Origin of the sequence: Saccharibacillus kuerlensis DSM 22868 (assembly GCF_000378145.1) — a bacterium.
Taxonomy (GTDB): Bacteria; Bacillota; Bacilli; order Paenibacillales; family Paenibacillaceae; genus Saccharibacillus; species Saccharibacillus kuerlensis.
The window spans coordinates 389971-406868 of the sequence record NZ_KB899278.1 but is presented as its reverse complement, the minus strand read 5'-3'; the positions used below and the strand labels follow the sequence as shown (position 1 = coordinate 406868).

13 protein-coding genes are annotated in these 16898 nt (G+C 51.4%); 12 read left to right on the top strand and 1 reads right to left on the bottom strand.

The features are described 5' to 3' along the window. The first annotated feature begins 309 nt into the window (after positions 1-309). The 12 genes from F456_RS0104695 to F456_RS0104640 all read left to right on the top strand — a co-directional run bounded on the left by F456_RS0104695 (position 310) and on the right by F456_RS0104640 (position 15430). A complete protein-coding gene (locus F456_RS0104695; protein WP_018975853.1) occupies positions 310-2502 on the top strand; it encodes a RelA/SpoT family protein in 2193 nt (730 codons plus the stop codon). A 51-nt stretch (positions 2503-2553) separates the two neighbouring features. Further along, positions 2554-2997 (top strand): D-aminoacyl-tRNA deacylase, encoded by a 444-nt coding sequence (dtd, locus tag F456_RS0104690; protein ID WP_018975852.1) that lies wholly within the window; start codon positions 2554-2556, stop codon positions 2995-2997. A 185-nt stretch (positions 2998-3182) separates the two neighbouring features. Further along, the gene (locus tag F456_RS0104685) at positions 3183-3689 is read left to right on the top strand and encodes a type 1 glutamine amidotransferase domain-containing protein (protein ID WP_018975851.1); all 507 of its coding nucleotides are present in this window, start codon (positions 3183-3185) and stop codon (positions 3687-3689) included. Between the two features lie 117 nt (positions 3690-3806). After that, positions 3807-4256 (top strand): hypothetical protein, encoded by a 450-nt coding sequence (locus F456_RS0104680; RefSeq protein WP_018975850.1) that lies wholly within the window; start codon positions 3807-3809, stop codon positions 4254-4256. Positions 4257-5014: 758 nt separating this feature from the next. Next, positions 5015-6262, top strand: a complete 1248-nt coding sequence (hisS, locus tag F456_RS0104675) for a histidine--tRNA ligase (protein WP_018975849.1) — start codon at positions 5015-5017, stop codon at positions 6260-6262. A gap of 120 nt (positions 6263-6382) precedes the next feature. Then, a complete protein-coding gene (gene aspS / locus F456_RS21740) occupies positions 6383-8182 on the top strand; it encodes an aspartate--tRNA ligase (RefSeq protein ID WP_040924958.1) in 1800 nt (599 codons plus the stop codon). A gap of 100 nt (positions 8183-8282) precedes the next feature. Beyond that, positions 8283-9053 (top strand): tRNA threonylcarbamoyladenosine dehydratase, encoded by a 771-nt coding sequence (locus F456_RS0104665; RefSeq protein WP_018975847.1) that lies wholly within the window; start codon positions 8283-8285, stop codon positions 9051-9053. Between the two features lie 320 nt (positions 9054-9373). Further along, a complete protein-coding gene (locus F456_RS0104660; protein WP_018975846.1) occupies positions 9374-11566 on the top strand; it encodes a HelD family protein in 2193 nt (730 codons plus the stop codon). A gap of 198 nt (positions 11567-11764) precedes the next feature. Continuing rightward, positions 11765-13078: a replication-associated recombination protein A gene (locus F456_RS0104655; protein WP_018975845.1), complete on the top strand. Its 1314-nt coding sequence runs from the start codon at positions 11765-11767 to the stop codon at positions 13076-13078. Positions 13079-13147: 69 nt separating this feature from the next. Continuing rightward, the gene (gene crcB, locus F456_RS0104650; RefSeq protein ID WP_018975844.1) at positions 13148-13552 is read left to right on the top strand and encodes a fluoride efflux transporter CrcB; all 405 of its coding nucleotides are present in this window, start codon (positions 13148-13150) and stop codon (positions 13550-13552) included. Next, a complete protein-coding gene (gene crcB / locus F456_RS0104645) occupies positions 13549-13914 on the top strand; it encodes a fluoride efflux transporter CrcB (protein WP_018975843.1) in 366 nt (121 codons plus the stop codon). The genes crcB (F456_RS0104650) and crcB (F456_RS0104645) overlap by 4 nt, the downstream gene beginning before the upstream one ends. Positions 13915-14293: 379 nt before the next feature. Continuing rightward, a complete protein-coding gene (locus F456_RS0104640) occupies positions 14294-15430 on the top strand; it encodes an LCP family protein (RefSeq protein ID WP_018975842.1) in 1137 nt (378 codons plus the stop codon). A 141-nt stretch (positions 15431-15571) separates the two neighbouring features. On the opposite strand, the gene mnmA is transcribed toward F456_RS0104640, so the two are convergent. Continuing rightward, the gene (gene mnmA / locus F456_RS0104635) at positions 15572-16711 is read right to left on the bottom strand and encodes a tRNA 2-thiouridine(34) synthase MnmA (RefSeq protein ID WP_018975841.1); all 1140 of its coding nucleotides are present in this window, start codon (positions 16709-16711) and stop codon (positions 15572-15574) included. Positions 16712-16898: the final 187 nt, after the last annotated feature.

The following is a 16898-nucleotide window of genomic DNA, read 5'->3' as shown; positions in this document are numbered from 1 at the left end:
ACCACGGCTGAAGCAGCCAAATCCGTACGCGCTCGATCATCTTAACTAGATTATAGAGAATTTTGTTTTTTTTCAATAACATTTTTGCGAAAAAAATGAATAACTTTCGGATTTAGAGGTTTTCTGCGTTGAAAGTCTCTGCACTGCGGACAAAGTGAGCTTTTCGTGAAGAAAGCAACAATTTCCCTGCACGCATTGACGGGGGTTGGCCTAAAAGGCATAATGAAAGGAAAACTCTGTCGACACGCCTGAATGCGGTTTTCGCGGACAGGCTTCATTTTCTTATAGAAAGGAATCGGAAAGGACTCAATGGGCATTGAACGATTACTTGAAAAGGCGTCCGCTTATATCCGAGAGTCGGACCTCCCCCGCATTCGGGAAGCCTACGAATTCGCCGATAAGGCCCATTCCGGCCAGGTCCGAAAATCCGGTGAGCCGTATATCCTGCATCCGCTGGCGGTTGCAGACATTGTCGTGGGTATGCAGATGGACACGACATCGATCGAAGCGGCTCTGCTGCACGATGTCGTCGAGGATACGACTGTCTCGCTGGAAGAGATCCGTGAGCATTTCGGGGAAACCTGTGCAATGCTCGTCGACGGGCTGACCAAGCTCGAACGGATCAAATTCCGCTCCAAGGAAGAACAGCAGAACGAAAACTACCGCAAGATGTTCATTGCAATGGCGCAGGACATCCGCGTCATTGTTATCAAGCTGGCCGACCGTTTGCATAATATGCGCACGCTCAAGCATCAGTCGGAAGAAGGACAGCGCCGGATCGCTTACGAGACGCTGGAGATATTCTGTCCTGTCGCCGACCGGCTCGGTATTTCCGCGATCAAATGGGAGATGGAGGATATTGCGCTCCGCTACCTCAATCCCCAGCAGTATTATCGAATTGCCAATTTGATGCACAAAAAGCGCGCTGAGCGTGAGCAGTTTATTTCCGATGTCATTGTACGAATCGGAGAAAAACTTGAGGAAATGGGCATTGAAGCCGATTTGTCGGGCCGTCCCAAGCATATTTACAGCGTCTATAAAAAAATGACCAACAAAAACAAACAGTTCAACGAAATCTACGACCTGCTTGCGATCCGCATCCTTGTAGACAACGTCAAAGACTGTTATGCAACACTGGGCATTATTCATACGCTGTGGAAGCCAATGCCGGGCCGATTCAAGGATTATATCGCTATGCCGAAAGCAAATATGTATCAGTCGCTTCACACGACTGTCGTCGGACCGAACGGCGAACCGACCGAAGTGCAGATCCGTACTTGGGACATGCACCGTACGGCGGAATTCGGTATTGCGGCCCACTGGGCTTACAAAGAGGGCACAACGGTTACACCGGGCGGCGGACTTGAGAATAAAATGCCGTTCTTCAAAGAAATTATCGAACTGCAAAACGAAGCCAAAGACGCGTCGGAATTTGTCGAGTCTCTCAAGATGGATTTCTTTTCCGACCTTGTATTCGTGTTCACACCGAAAGGACAGGTTATCGAGCTGCCTACCGGATCCGGTCCGCTGGACTTTGCTTATCGCATTCATACGGAGATCGGCAACCGAACGATTGGAGCCAAGGTAAACGGCCGTATTGTACCGTTGGACCATAAGCTGAAAACGGGCGATATTGTGGAGATCTTGACTTCCAAACATTCGTACGGGCCGAGTCAGGACTGGGTGAAAATCGCTCAATCGTCGCATGCGCGAAGCAAAATCAAGCAGTGGTTCAAAAAAGAACGCCGTGAAGAAAATGTAGAAAAAGGTCGCGAAGGTCTAGAGCGCGAGATCAAGAAGCTGGGGCTCGAAACTTCGGAATGGTTGACTGACGACAAGCTGCTTGAAGTCGCCAACAAATTCGCTTTCAATGATACGGACGATATGCTGTCCGCGATCGGCTTCAACGGAATCACGGCTTCCCAGGTCGTAACACGCCTGACGGAAAAATGGCGCCGCGAGCAGGAAGAAAGCAATAATCATCTGGAGCTGACCAATGAGATCCGTGAAGTGAAAGCTGCTCCTTCTGACAAAGAGAAGAAGCGTCCGACTAACGGTGTCAAAGTCAAGGGAGCGAGCAACCTACTCGTTCGCTTCGCACGCTGCTGCAATCCAGTGCCGGGTGACGAGATTGTCGGATACATTACCCGCGGCCGCGGAGTATCTGTTCACCGTGCAGACTGTACCAACATCCCGGGAGCAGGCGACGGTGAAGAAGCCGCTCGCGTAATCGAGGTAGAATGGGAAGAGGCTGTAGAATCGAATTTCAGCGTTGATATTGAGATTACGGGTCTGGATCGCCGCGACTTCCTGAACGAAGTGCTGCAGGCCGTTTCCGAGAGCAAGACCAACATGACCGCCGTTTCTGGACGTGCGGACAAAAACAAGATGGCCCTCGTGCATATTACGATCTTGATCCGCAATACCGAGCATCTGCAGGCAGTGGTGGAACGGATCAAACGGGTGCGCGATGTCTACACGGTACACCGGATCATGCAATAATGGGAGGCGTACAACTGACGCTTTCCCAGTAATGAAGGAGCTCGGTTTTTCATGAGACTTGTTATTCAACGCTGCAAGTCGGCTTCCGTCGAGGTGAACGGGGAGACGGTCGGCAGTATTGGTCACGGTTTGACGATCTTGGTGGGCGTCACCGGCGACGATACGCAGAAAGATGCTCTGTATCTGGCTGACAAAGCGGCTGGACTGCGCATTTTTGAAGATGAAGACGGCAGAATGAACCACAGCGTCGAAGATGTTGGCGGTTCGATCCTGTCTGTATCCCAGTTTACGCTCTATGGAGACTGCCGTAAGGGTAGACGTCCTAACTTCATGGCCGCAGCCCGCCCCGAGCCCGCTCTGGAGCTGTATGAAGCTTTTAACGAAGCGCTGCGCGCCCGGGGATTAAAGGTCGAGACCGGTGTGTTCGGAGCCATGATGGATGTATCCCTGACAAACTGGGGTCCGGTAACACTGATTGTCGACAGCAGGGAATAATTCGTTTGTATAGGATTGTTTTGTTCAACCGTTTCAGCTGCCTTTGGGTACTGCAGGAACGGTTTTTCTTTGTGTCCGTTATCTTGATGTCAAAAGATCTTGATGTTAGAAGTCCCAAAGGGCAGGGTAATAAGAAAGCGAGAACACAAACACTACGAACAACCTGGAGAGGAGCCGATTTATCCATGAGTAAAGTCGCTTTTTTGCTTGCAAATGAATTTGAAGATTCCGAAATGCAGGTTCCTTATGATGAGGTGACCAAAGCTGGTCACACTGCAGATATTATCGGTCTTAAAGCCGGTGAAAAAGTAACAGGCAAACAGGGGAAAGCCGAGTATACGACGGACAAAGCGATCTCCGAGGCAAAAGCTTCGGACTACGATGCCGTCGTAATTCCGGGCGGTTCTTCGCCGGAAAATCTGCGTCTCGACGATCAGATCATTCAATTCGTCAAAGACGTTAATGCTGCTAAGAAAACGATTGCGTCCATCTGTCATGGCCCGCAGATTCTTGCCAGCGCTGACCTGCTTAAAGGCCGTACGATTACTGCGTATCCGCCGCTGCAGGACGATATGGTAAATGCGGGTGCTCAGTTCAAGGATGAGGAGGTCGTCGTGGACGGAAACTTCATTACCTCCCGTACTCCTGAAGATGAGCCTGCGTTTGTCCGCGAAATCCTGAAAGCTTTGTGAGTTGATAAGGTTCCGCAAGGCCGGTTTTAAGCCGGCCTTGCTTCCTCTATACATCCAAGATCCTACTCAATAATTTGATTTGTATAGTGAACGTCCAATATAAAGGAGGGAATTACAATGTCCAAACATCTTCAAGCTTATTTTAAAACGGAAAGCGAAGCAGAAGGCGCAAGAATGAGTCTGATGGCGTTCAATACCGAGCAGCTCGAAGTCGGAGAACTGCAGGGAGGTCAAGGATTTGGCGGCACTGGAGGTCGAGTTGTTGTCCCGCTGATTCCGCTCTCAGGTACAACGAATGCCGGATACAATGCAGGCGCAGCAGGTTCCGGTGGTTCAGGCAGTATGATTGGAGATCAGGCCGTTCCGGTTCCGGGACATCGCTCTTCAGGCGACCTTGGTGGGCAGCCAATCGATGAGGAGGAAGTCGATTCTACTTATGAGAACGCTTCCGAAGAAGATCTTCGGAATCTGACCTATACGCTTTCCGTAAAGGTCAAAGACGAAGATTATCGGGATATTGTTCGTAAACTGCGTCAAAATCACGGTTATGTTCATATTTACGATTAAGACATAACGTTAACGATCATTGTCATGCAATTGTAATATTAGATTCACATTCCTTTAACAAGAGGCGGGTATATTAAAAACATGACCCCCTTAAATAAATTTGAATGACCCGCGGCAGCAGCCTGCGGGTCACTTTTTGTCCTTTTTTACTTTTTATTTACCTTTGGATTTAAATAATGATAACGCTCTCTTCACCGATAAGACATTTTCTGTTCAAGCAGACGGTTGACTTTAACGATGCACTTGATTACAATCATAAAATATAACAAACGCAGTGAGCATTTACCTCTCAATTAGGTGGAGAGCTCACCGTTAATATGATGATTCAATGACGGGAAAAAGTAATTCAGAAATCGATGCGCACAAGAGAGGAATTCCGTGGCTGGAAGAATTCCGCGTAGAGGCTGAACGAAAGACCTCCCCGAGAACGTACGGCGAAAGACGGAAGAATAGGCTGGATAAGTGTGCCCAACCTTTTTCTTGGAGTCCAAGTAGCCGATACGCGAAATTGACGGGCGTTAACCGTCTTGAATGAAGCGGGTTTTTGCATTTCTCGATACGTCTGCAAGGCGTTTGGATCGAGAAACGGCCCGAAATGTGGGTGGCACCACGGGAGATTCGTATACACGGTCCCTCGTCCCTGTACTATGCGTAATAACGGCATAGACGGCGGACCTGGGGCTTTTTGGTGTTTATAAATTTTGATATTTATAAAAAGAACCCGGCCGTGGAGGCCGGAAAGGAAGGGAAAAGAAACCATGGATTTTCAAAAGCCGAAAGGCACTCTAGATTTTCTGCCGGGAACGGTAGAAAAATGGCAGTATGTAGAGCGTAAAGCGCGTGATCTGAGCAGACGTTTTAATTATCGCGAAATTCGTACACCAATCTTCGAATATACGCAGCTGTTTCAGCGAGGTGTAGGCGAAACAACGGATATTGTACAGAAGGAAATGTTCTCGTTCCAGGATATGGGCGGACGCGCAATGACGCTGCGCCCGGAAGGAACGGCCGGTGTAGTTCGCGCCTATGTAGAGAACAAATTGTATGGAGAACCTGACGTATCCAAGCTGTATTACATTGGACCGATGTTCCGTCAGGAGCGTCCGCAGGCCGGACGTTACCGGCAGTTCCATCAGTTCGGCATCGAAGCGATCGGATCGGTTGAACCGGCGATCGATGCGGAAGTTATCGCATTCGGTCTGCAGTTCTTTGAAGATATCGGTCTTAAAGGGACAAGCGTAGAAATCAACTCGGTCGGCAATGCGGCTTCGCGTGCGGCCTATAACGAACGTCTGCTGGAGTTCCTGAATCCAATGCGCGATACGCTGTGCAAAGACTGTCAGGGGCGCATTGACCGTAATCCGCTGCGAGTACTTGACTGCAAAGTCGATCAGGACAAGTTCACGAACGCGCCGTCTATTTTGGACAGTCTCGACGAAGAAAGCAAAACTCACTTTGAAGCGGTGCAGAACAATTTGACCGCTATGGGAGTTGAGTACATTATCAATCCACGTCTTGTTCGCGGGTTGGACTACTACACACTGACGGCATTTGAATTCAAGACGAAGAGCGGCATCGGCGCCATCGATACGATCGGAGGCGGTGGACGTTACAACAAATTGGTCGCCGAAGTCGGCGGACCGGATCAGCCGGGAATCGGCATGGCGATCGGCATGGAGCGTCTGCAGCTGCTGCTGGCCGACCAGCAGACAGAGATTGAAGACGAACAACCGCTGGACGTGTATCTGATCGCTCTTGGAGAGAAGGCGAGCGACGAAGTCACCAAGCAGCTGCACAAGCTGCGCCGGCTGGGCTTCTCGGTCGATCGCGATTACTTGGATCGCAAGATGAAGGCACAAATGAAATCGGCTGATCGTATGAAAGCACGCTACACGGCAATTCTGGGCGAAGACGAGCTGGAGCGCGGAGAAATTGCCGTCAAATCGATGGAAACAGGCGAACAGGTAAATGTATCGCTGGATGATCTGGCGTCGGTTTTGAAATAATTGAGGCTTTGTCCGCTAATGCGGAATGAGGCATGCAAGCAGAAATAAAACGGGAAATCGGCAGAAAGCTGCGCTTTGACCGACATAAACGTTTAATAAAAAGGAGAATCGACTCATATGATGCTGAGAACTCATCACTGCGGACAAATCACGTCCGAACAAATCGGAGAAACGGTAACACTGAACGGTTGGGTACAAACCCGCCGCGACCTTGGAGGTGTACTATTTATCGACCTGCGGGATCGCAGCGGAATCGTACAAACGGTCTTCAACCCGGCGTACTCGGGCGAAGCACTGCAAACAGCGGAACGCGTGCGTACCGAATACGTGCTGGCTGTCAAAGGAACGGTTGTTAAGCGTGATGAAGACACGATCAACAAAAGCCTGCCGACCGGTGAACTAGAAATACGTGTTACCGAAATCGAAGTGCTAAATGCTGCCAAGACGACACCTTTCTTTATTGAAGACGGCATCGAAGTCGACGAAGCGCTGAGATTGAAATATCGCTATCTGGACCTGCGTCGTCCGGAAATGCAGAAAACACTTATGCTGCGTTCGCAGTCGTCGAAAATTTTCCGCAATTTCCTCGATGACCAAGGTTTTGTAGAAGTGGAAACGCCGATTCTGACCAAGAGCACGCCGGAAGGCGCGCGGGATTACTTGGTACCAAGCCGTGTGCATGAAGGCGAATTCTTTGCCCTGCCGCAGTCGCCGCAGATCTTCAAGCAGCTGCTGATGGTCAGCGGTCTGGAGCGCTACTATCAAATCGCCCGCTGCTTCCGTGACGAAGACCTTCGTGCGGACCGCCAGCCGGAGTTCACCCAAGTCGACCTTGAGATGTCGTTTGTATCCCGCGACGATATCCTGGGCATGATTGAAGAGCTGATGGCTAAGCTGTTCCGTGAAACGATCGGCGTCGAAGTTCAGCTGCCGTTCCAGCGTCTGACGCATGCGGAAGCGATGAGCAAATACGGCTCTGATAAACCGGATCTGCGCTTTGGCATGGAGCTGGTCGATGTGAGTGATATCGTCGAAACAAGCGGCGTAAAAGTGTTTGCTTCCGTCGTGTCGAGCGGTGGACAGGTTAAAGTGCTGAATGCCAAAGGCTGCGGCACTTGGACACGTAAAGAAATCGATGATCTGGGACCTTACGCAGCCCGCTACGGCGCGAAGGGACTGGCTTGGATTCAAGTGAAGGAAGACGGTTTTAAAGGGCCGATCGTCAAGTTCATGAGCGAAGAAGAAATCGAAACGCTGCGTCAGCGCACGGATGCCGAAGTTGGCGACCTGCTGCTGTTCTCCGCCGACAAGAAACAAGTAGTAGCCGATGTGCTCGGCGCGCTGCGTCTGAAGATTGGACGCCAGCTTGGCCTGATCGACGACAGCATCTACAAATTTGCTTGGGTACTGGACTTCCCGCTGCTCAGCTACGACGAAGAAGCGAAGCGCTATGTAGCGGAACACCATCCGTTCACCCGTCCTCTGACGGAAGATCTTGAGCTGTTCGACACTGATCCGGGTGCAGTACGCGCGCAGGCTTACGACCTCGTGCTGAACGGCTACGAAGTCGGCGGCGGCTCGCTTCGGATCTTCGAACACGATCTGCAGCAGAAGATGTTCAAGCTGCTGGGCATTTCGGAAGAAACGGCTCAGGAACAGTTCGGATTCCTGCTCGACGCATTCCAGTACGGCACGCCTCCGCACGGCGGATTCGCATTCGGCTTCGACCGTCTGGTGATGCTGCTGACGCAGCGTACCAACCTGCGCGAAACGATCGCATTCCCGAAAACGGCGAGTGCGACCGACCTGCTGATGAATGCGCCGTCGCCGGTCGACAAAGGCCAGCTGGATCAGCTGCACATCAAGCTTGCACCAAAGCCGGCTAAGAAACCGGCTGCTGCCGAAAGCGAACAGGCTTAAGTTTGTAACCGAAAAGAGACAGCCGGCCATGGCCGGTCTGTCTTTTCGCTTTGTCGAGGCACTATACCCTTACTTTAGGATTCGAGGAGGTTATCCCATTATGCTGCACGCTTTTTCCAGAACGGAACTTGCGCTTGGGCCCGCAGGGATTGAAGAACTCAAAAACAGCACGGTAGCGGTACTCGGGATCGGAGGCGTCGGTGCAATGGCTGCTGAGGCGCTTGCCCGGTCCGGTGTAGGCACGCTTATCATGATCGATAAAGACGTCGTGGATATCACGAACATCAACCGCCAAATCCATGCGTTGACGACTACGGTCGGCCAGCAAAAAACGGAATTGATGGCGGAACGCGTGAAGCTGATCAATCCGGAAATCAATACGATCGTGCTGAACATGTTTTACACGGAAGAAACTTATGAGCAGCTGTTCGAGCACAAGATCGACTATGTAGTCGACGCTTCCGATACGATCATTTACAAGATTCATATTATCAAGGAGTGTCTGAAACGCGGTATTCCCATCATTTCCAGCATGGGTGCTGCTAACAAGATGGATCCTTCGCGATTCCAGGTGGCGGACATCTCCAAAACGAAGATGGACCCGATTGCCCGCATTATCCGCAATAAGCTGCGCAAGGAAGACGGCATCAAAAAAGGCGTCAAAGTCGTATATTCGACCGAGAAGCCGATCAAGCCGCGCCAAGATGTCACCGAGCAGATCGCTCCGGCCGGTGCCAAAATTCGCAAAGCCAAGCAGCCCCCTGCGAGCAATGCTTTTGTTCCGCCGGTCGCGGGTCTGATCATGGTCAGCGAAGTGGTCAAAGATCTGATGATCCGAGGCGGTCATCCGCTGCCGTCGGAAGAGCAGTAGAATTCCAGTACCCAAATCGATACAAATTTGATTCCAAAAGTTATATCGAACAAGGCGCTTCTTTTTCCTTAACCGGAGAGAGAGGCGTCTTTTGATTTGACTGCTTTCGAGTTTATTTGTCCGCTTCCAAGCTTCTTGCCCGCAAAATAAGTGAAGCCCTTTGTAACGAAGTATGCTATGCTAATATTCCTTTTGCGTTTTCGCTCCCGGCGATGCTTTCATCCGGGAAGGAACGCAGATGAATTCGGCATTTTGTGCGGCTAAGCTCGCAGGTTCGCCAGAACCCCTGTACAAAATGCTCATCTTAGGAGGTAACTGAAGTGAGTGAGAACGTTCAAAGTGCCTATCAAGAAGAGCAAACCAAGCTGGATTCCGTTCTGGAAGAGATCGGAACCCAGCTTGCGCGCCTTCGGGCGATTCCGGTATATACCGGGCACGACTTTACCGAGCAGGTGCTCGAAGCGGGGCGCGAAGAACGCCGGCAGCGGCTGTCCAAATCGGAACCCGAGCCATACTTTGGCCGGATGGATTTCGAAGAGGAAGGGAAGGCTCCCACAGTTCCGCTCTATATCGGCAAGACGGGTCTGGACGGACGAGATCCCGGCAGTCAGCCGATTGTCGTCGATTGGCGGGCTCCGGTCGCCAGTCTCTTTTACTCTTTCACTGGAGGAGAAGAACGGATCGAGTACGAAGCGCCTGAAGGATGGATCAGCGGTACGATGCATCTCAAGCGCAATATTATGGTCCGTAAATCCGAACTAGAACGGGTCGTCGATACCTATACCCGCGGCGGCGAAGAGCCGGCCGTATCGGATGAATTCCTGCTCTATCGGCTGGGAGAGAACAAAGATAACCGCCTGAGGGATATCGTTTCTACGATTCAAGCAGAACAGGACCGAATTATTCGCGCCGAGAAAAACAAAGCGCTGATTATTCAAGGGGTTGCAGGCAGTGGGAAAACGACGGTTGCGCTGCATCGCCTGGCTTTCCTTCTCTATCAATACCAAGAGCAGGTATCAGCCGGGAAGATGATCATCTTTGCGCCGAACGGCATGTTCCTCGATTATATTTCGGGAGTGCTTCCCGAACTGGGAGTAGGCGATATCCAGCAGCGGACATTTACCGACTGGGCGGCCAAACTGCTTGGTGTGGAAAGTATGCTCGCCGATCCGTCGGAAACGCTGGACTTCTGGTTCGGCAGGGCCGGCGGTCCGGCACCGGACAATGAAGCACCCGGGCGATTCAAAGGTTCGGATGCTTTCCGCAGCATGTTGGAATCTGCAGCGGCGGCACTTGAAGTATCGGGAGCGCCTGAGCTCGAGTTTTCGCCATGGGAAGAAAAAACACTGCCGTACGAAACGATCCTGCACTGGTATGCCGAGGAGTACAAGCATTACTCGGCAGCAGGACGCAAAGAGCGTGTATTGGCACGCATCCATCGATGGATCGAAATGGAATTGAAGCCGGTCAAGCCGGAAACACTGCGCAAAGAATACAAGAAGAAAGCTGCGCAGCGTGAAAAAGCTTATGCCAAAAAATGGCCGGACTTCAGTCCGTTAACCTTGTATAAGCAGATCTTTGGCGCTGCGAAGGATACACGCGGCATCCTGCCGTCGGAAGCGCTTGAAGCCATTCCGGCCTCTGTACTGAAATCGACACGCAAAGATCTGAAAGAAGGGCGCATTCGGGAAGAAGATCTGCCGGCCCTTTTGTATCTGCATTTGCTGCTGAACGGAGTCGAGGGAGCAGAGCGATTCGACCATATCGTCATCGACGAAGCGCAGGATTTTTCTCCGCTGCAGATATCGGTTCTTGACCGGTTCGTAAGAGGACATTCGTTTACGATCCTGGGCGATCTGTCTCAAGGAATTCATGCTTATAAAGGCGTTCACGCTTGGGAAGAGATGAGCGAGCTGTTCGGCGAAGAGGAAACGTCTTATCATGCGCTTACCCGAAGCTACCGGTCGACATTGGAGATTATCGGTTTCGCCAATACCATTCTTTCGGGTGGCGTGCCGAATGCGATCGAAGCGGTGCCGGTATTCCGGAGCGGAAACAAGGTGCGAATGATCGAATTCAACCCTAAAATGAAAGCCGAAAATACTGAGGGTGACGAAGGTATACTTGCGGCGGCTAAGGCACTGCGGCTGCTCTGGGGACGTGAGCACAAGACCGTATCGCTGCTGACTCGCACTCAGGAACAGGCTGCGGCACTGCACGAAGCGCTGCAGTCGGAATTTCCGGAGCTGAATCTCATCGACGGAAATATGACGCAGTACGAAGGCGGATTGTCCGTACTGCCGCTGCATCTCTCCAAAGGGTTGGAATTTGATGCCGTTGTGATTGCGGATGCCGGACTGCAAAATTATGGAGAATCCGAATGGGACGCGAAAATGCTGTATGTCGGCTGCACGCGGGCGCTCCATGAGCTCTGGGTGCTGCACGGCGGCGCGACGCCAACGTTTTTGGACAATCAAGGCGAGTGGAGCGAAGCGGGCTGGCCGAAAGTTTGATCGTGTTCCGGCACGCGACCAAAACGAAATTTTTACGCAGCTTTTAAGCTTCCGGAACGAACAGGACTTTCTTTACAGCTTGAGGGCGGCGCTCTGCCGCCTTTTTTTGCGTTGTCTAACGATACGAAGAATGATTTATATTTGCGTTCCCCGCGGAAGGGTTCTATATTGAATAAAGAATGAAAGGACGTGACAAGCTTGGATCTGTTCAACTATGACGGCAAAGTGGAAGCACAGACGGGAGGCGGACTGCTCGCCGACCGTATGCGTCCGCTGACGCTCGATGAATATATAGGGCAGGAAGACATTGTGGGCCCCGGCCGGCTGCTGAGAAGAGCAATCGAAGCGGACAAGGTAGGATCGATTGTGCTGTACGGTCCGCCGGGATGTGGAAAAACGACGCTGGCCCATATTATTTCCCATCATACCCAAGGCAAATTTGTGCGTCTGAATGCGGTTGACGCCACGGTCAAAGATGTGCGCGAAGTCATCCAGCAGGCGGCCGACGACAAAGCGCTGTATGGAACCAAAACGATTCTGTTTCTGGATGAAGTCCACCGTTTCAACAGTTCGCGTCAGGACGCACTGCTGCCGGCAGTGGAGAAGGGGACCATCATTTTTATTGGTGCCACGACCGAGAATCCGTTTCATTATGTGAATGGCGCTTTGATGAGTCGTTCCACGCTGTTTCAACTGCATCCGCTGACCGCAGAGCATGCGATGATCGCGATGAGACGGGCACTGTCCGATTCCGAGCGCGGCCTCGGCTACATGGAGCTGCAAGCTGATGAAGAAGCTTTGGAACATATCGCTGCAATGTCCGGCGGCGATATTCGACGTGCTCTGAATGCGCTGGAACTGGCGGCGCTCACAACGCCGCCGCAGGCTGACGGCACGGTAAGAGTTACACTGGAGGCGGCCGAGGAGTCGGTACGCCGTCCGATTGCGCGTGCAGACGAATCGACGCAGTACGACGTGCTGTCTGCGTTCCATAAGTCCATTCGCGGTTCCAGCGACGCCGCACTATTCTGGTTTCTGTATGCCGTCGAGAAGCTTGGCATGGATCCCATGACCTTCATCCGCCGTCTGATTGCGGCAAGCAGTGAAGATATCGGCCTTGCCAATCCGCAGGCGATGGTGCAGGCTGTCTCCGCTCTCGAAGCTTACCGCAACAATGGCTGGCCTGAAGCGAAGCTGAACGTTGCTCAGGCCATTCTGTTTGCGGTCGAAAGTCCAAAGTCCAACGCTGTGTATAATGCCATTTCCAGAGCCGAGGCGTCATTCTCGCGCAGTGGAACGGCAGAAGTTCCGCTGCATTTGCGCGATACGCATTACAAGGGTGCGGAAAAACTTGGGCATGAGGGGTACAAATATCCGCATCATTTTCCGAATCATTATGTCAAGCAGATGTATTTGCCTGCAGAACTTGAAGGCACTGTATTTTACGAAGCGACGGAGCAGGGGAGCGAATCAAAAATTCGTCTGAATCAGCAGCGGCGCCGCGAACAATAATGCGCTGTACCGGTCAGCCCAATAGGCTGCCTGTGCGGCTTAATCACACAGCAAAGAAGGAAGCAATGGATGAAAGATATTGTTTATGTAGCATTGGGCGGAATCTGCGGCGCCCTTCTGCGTTATGCGCTGAGCACCGTTATCCCTCAGATTGACGGATTTCCGCTTCCCACGCTGCTGATCAATTTGTCGGGCTGTTTGTTTCTCGGTTTGTTTTTTACGCTGGCTCTTGATCCCAAACGAATTTCTTCGGCCGTCCGAATCGGAATCGGTACAGGTTTGACCGGAGCCTTCACGACTTTTTCGACATTTTCGGTGGAAACAATCTGGCTGCTGGAGAATGACCGGATTGCCGCGGCACTGCTGTATGCGGGAGCAAGTCTGGTTGGAGGGATCGCGCTTAGCATTCTGGGCGTATGGCTTGGCGGAATCTGGCGTGAACGGTCGGGTTCAAAAGGAGGGCAGGTTTTGTGAGTCCAAATGTGGTTTTGTTGGTGGCGGCAGGCGGAATGATCGGGGCTCCGGCCCGTTATCTGTTGGGAAAATGGGCATTGTCCGTATTTGGCACCCGTTTTCCGTGGGGAACATGGATCATCAATCTCAGCGGTTCACTGCTGCTCGGCGTATTAACGGGCTTGCGTCATGAAATGCCGGAGTGGGTCTATCCGCTTCTCGGTACGGGGTTTGCCGGCGCTTATACGACGTTCTCAACGTTTGGATACGAAACGGTGACGCTTCTGCATCAGAATCGCCGGACTGCTGCGGTCATTTACGCCGCCTCTTCGGCGCTGCTGGGTCTTACGGCGGCGGCGGTCGGAATGACACTTGCGGGATAAGATTTTCGAATAGAGAGAACTTCGTGAATGATTCTGCATTGTGCTTGCCCTTCTGCTGAGCACACAGCTTGATTCTTATTCGTATCTTCTTCTTGGTTCGTATGTTAGAATTGTCAGAATAGTGCGAAATGTAGTAATCTAAGGTGTGTCTGCAACTTGGGCACTGCTTAAAAAGGGTAGGTTATACAAAGGTTTTTATATTCAGCATCCATGAGGGATTTGAAGTCCGCCAACGTTGATTGCGTCAAATGTTCCGTTTACTGTCTTCAAGTTCCGTTTATTTTGCGGATCGGGGATCGGGCAGTATCTACCCCTGGAATCGGACTTGGTCAGCGGAGTAAGCCGACGACTTTTATGGAGAGAGAAAGGTACGAAGGAAATGGATAAAAACCAGCCGGCCGAAGCCCATGTTTTAACGAGGGCTCAAAGGCATCAAAAGAAGAAAACGAAAAAGAATAAAGGTAAGGCCTGGCTGATTGCACTCTGTGTGCTGTTTGTTCTGGGAATAGGCGGATATATTTTCCGCAAAGAGTTGATGGTGCTCGCTTTCGATACGTTTTTGGCCGATACGGTCAAAAATACGCTGGACGAATCCTATGCACCGATCGATCAGCTTCCTAGGGGCGGAGGCGACGTTTTGATGAATGTGGACGAATTGAGCAAAGAGCCGTTCTCGGTACTGCTGCTCGGTACCGACCAACGGGACGATGAGCTCGCCCGCACCGATTCCATCATTTATTCGGTCGTCCGGCCGGCGGATAACAAAGTACTGCTTGTTTCCATCCCGCGCGATTCTTATGTTCCGATGGTTGGAACGCCAACGATCAAAGGGACACGTTCGGTAACAAAAATCAATGCGGCTTATGCTTACGGCGGCGCACAGATGAGCGTCGACACGGTAGAAGCACTTTTAGAGCATGATGTCGATTATTACGCTACTATCAATTTTAACGGTCTTACGGATGTTGTTAATGCTCTGGGCGGTGTTGAGCTGCCGATTACGGAGACAATCGAGAATAAACAGGCTGACCATGAGAAATTCACGATAGAAGCAAATAAGCCTATATACGATGGTACGGAAGCGTTGAACTATGTACGCTACCGCGAAGATTCCGATTTCAAGCGTACCGAGCGTCATCGGATTTTCCTTAAGCAGATTCTGAACCGGATGAAGAGTGTCGAAAACTTGACGAAGATTCCGGAATTGATCGGCATTGCCGGAAACAATTTCAAGACTAATATGCGATCCGATTTTATGCTGTCGCTGGCCAAAACGGTCATCCTGAATGATGCGACACCGGAAATCAGCAGCCATATGCTGCAGGGTGAAGGGGTCTCGCGCGATGCTTGGTATTATATGCTCGACGACAGCGATCTGGAAGAAACGATCGAATCGATCAACAAATGGCTTGATCCGAATTCGACCGCTGAAGATTTGATTGTTGACGATACGGACGAGGGAGGCAAATCGCATACCGATCAGGAAGGTCAGCCTGCAGGCGATACCGGACAGTAAGCGATAGGCTAAATGAGTCGAATTGACGATTTCAGCCGATTGTTTGCGGGATCTGTATATGAGCGTTCAAACGGAATTCGATTTTATGAAATTAAAAAGCCCGCTTTCACCCATAAAGGGGAAAGCGGGCTTTTTGATGAATTAACGGGCAGCGGTCTGCTGCACGGCTTCATATGGCACTTTTTCAACAATTTCGATAGTACCGCCGCCCAGGCAGATGTCACCATCGTAGAACACAACCGCTTGACCCGGTGTGATTGCTTTCTGACGTTCATCAAATGCTACGTGAACCGATCCGTCTTCAAGGCGAGTCAGAGTTACGCCTTGGTCGGGTTGGCGATAGCGGAACTTGGCCGTGCATTTCAATGGCCCTCCAGCCAATTCGTCGCGCCCGGAAGCAAAGCTTACTCCGCTTGCGATCAGGCCCGTCGAGTACAAGCTTGGATGCTTATCGCCTTGTACGACATAGAGGATATTGCGTTCCAGGTCTTTGTCGGCAACGAACCAAGGTTCGCCTGTGCCGGAACCGCCAATTCCCAATCCCTGACGCTGTCCAAGTGTATAGTACATCAGACCATCGTGTCGGCCTTTCGATTCGCCGGTCGCGATGTCGACCATTTCCCCGGACTTGGCCGGAAGGTAGCCGCTCAGGAATTCGCGGAAATTGCGTTCGCCGATAAAGCAGACGCCTGTGCTGTCTTTTTTACGAGCTGTAGCAAGTCCCGCTTCTTCGGCAATGCGGCGGACTTCCGGTTTCGGCAGATGGCCGATCGGGAACATCGTTTTGGACAATTGATACGGATTCAGCGCGTTCAAGAAGTAGGTCTGATCTTTGTTGTTGTCCACGCCTCGCAGCAGCTTGAATTCGCCGTTCTCTTCCGTAACGCGCGCATAATGACCGGTGGCCACATAATCGGCACCGAGATCGAGCGCTTTGTTTAGGAATTCGCCGAATTTGATTTCGCGGTTGCACATCACGTCCGGATTAGGTGTACGGCCGCGCTTGTATTCGTCCAGGAAGTAGGAGAACACTTTATCAAAGTATTCTTTTTCAAAGTTTACCGTATAATAAGGAATACCGATCTTTTCGCAGACGCGGCGGACGTCTTCAGCGTCGTCTTCCGCGGTGCAGTGGCCAAACTCATCGGTATCATCCCAATTTTTCATAAAGATGCCGATGACGTCGTATCCCTGCTGTTTGAGCAGCAGTGCCGTCACCGAAGAATCGACGCCTCCGGACATGCCGACGACGACTCGGGTCTCCTGTGGAGATTTATTCATGAATATCACCGTCTTCTATTGAGGTATTTGCAAAAGGTTCGCGTAGCATGAGAAAACAAAAGAACGCGCTCGGCGCGTCTGAGAGCATTTTAACACAAAAAGCACAAATTTACGACTGTTCAGCTGCTTAAAAAACGGCGTCTGCGTCCTTGGCTTACGGACATTTTGCAGCGGATCGTTATTCCAT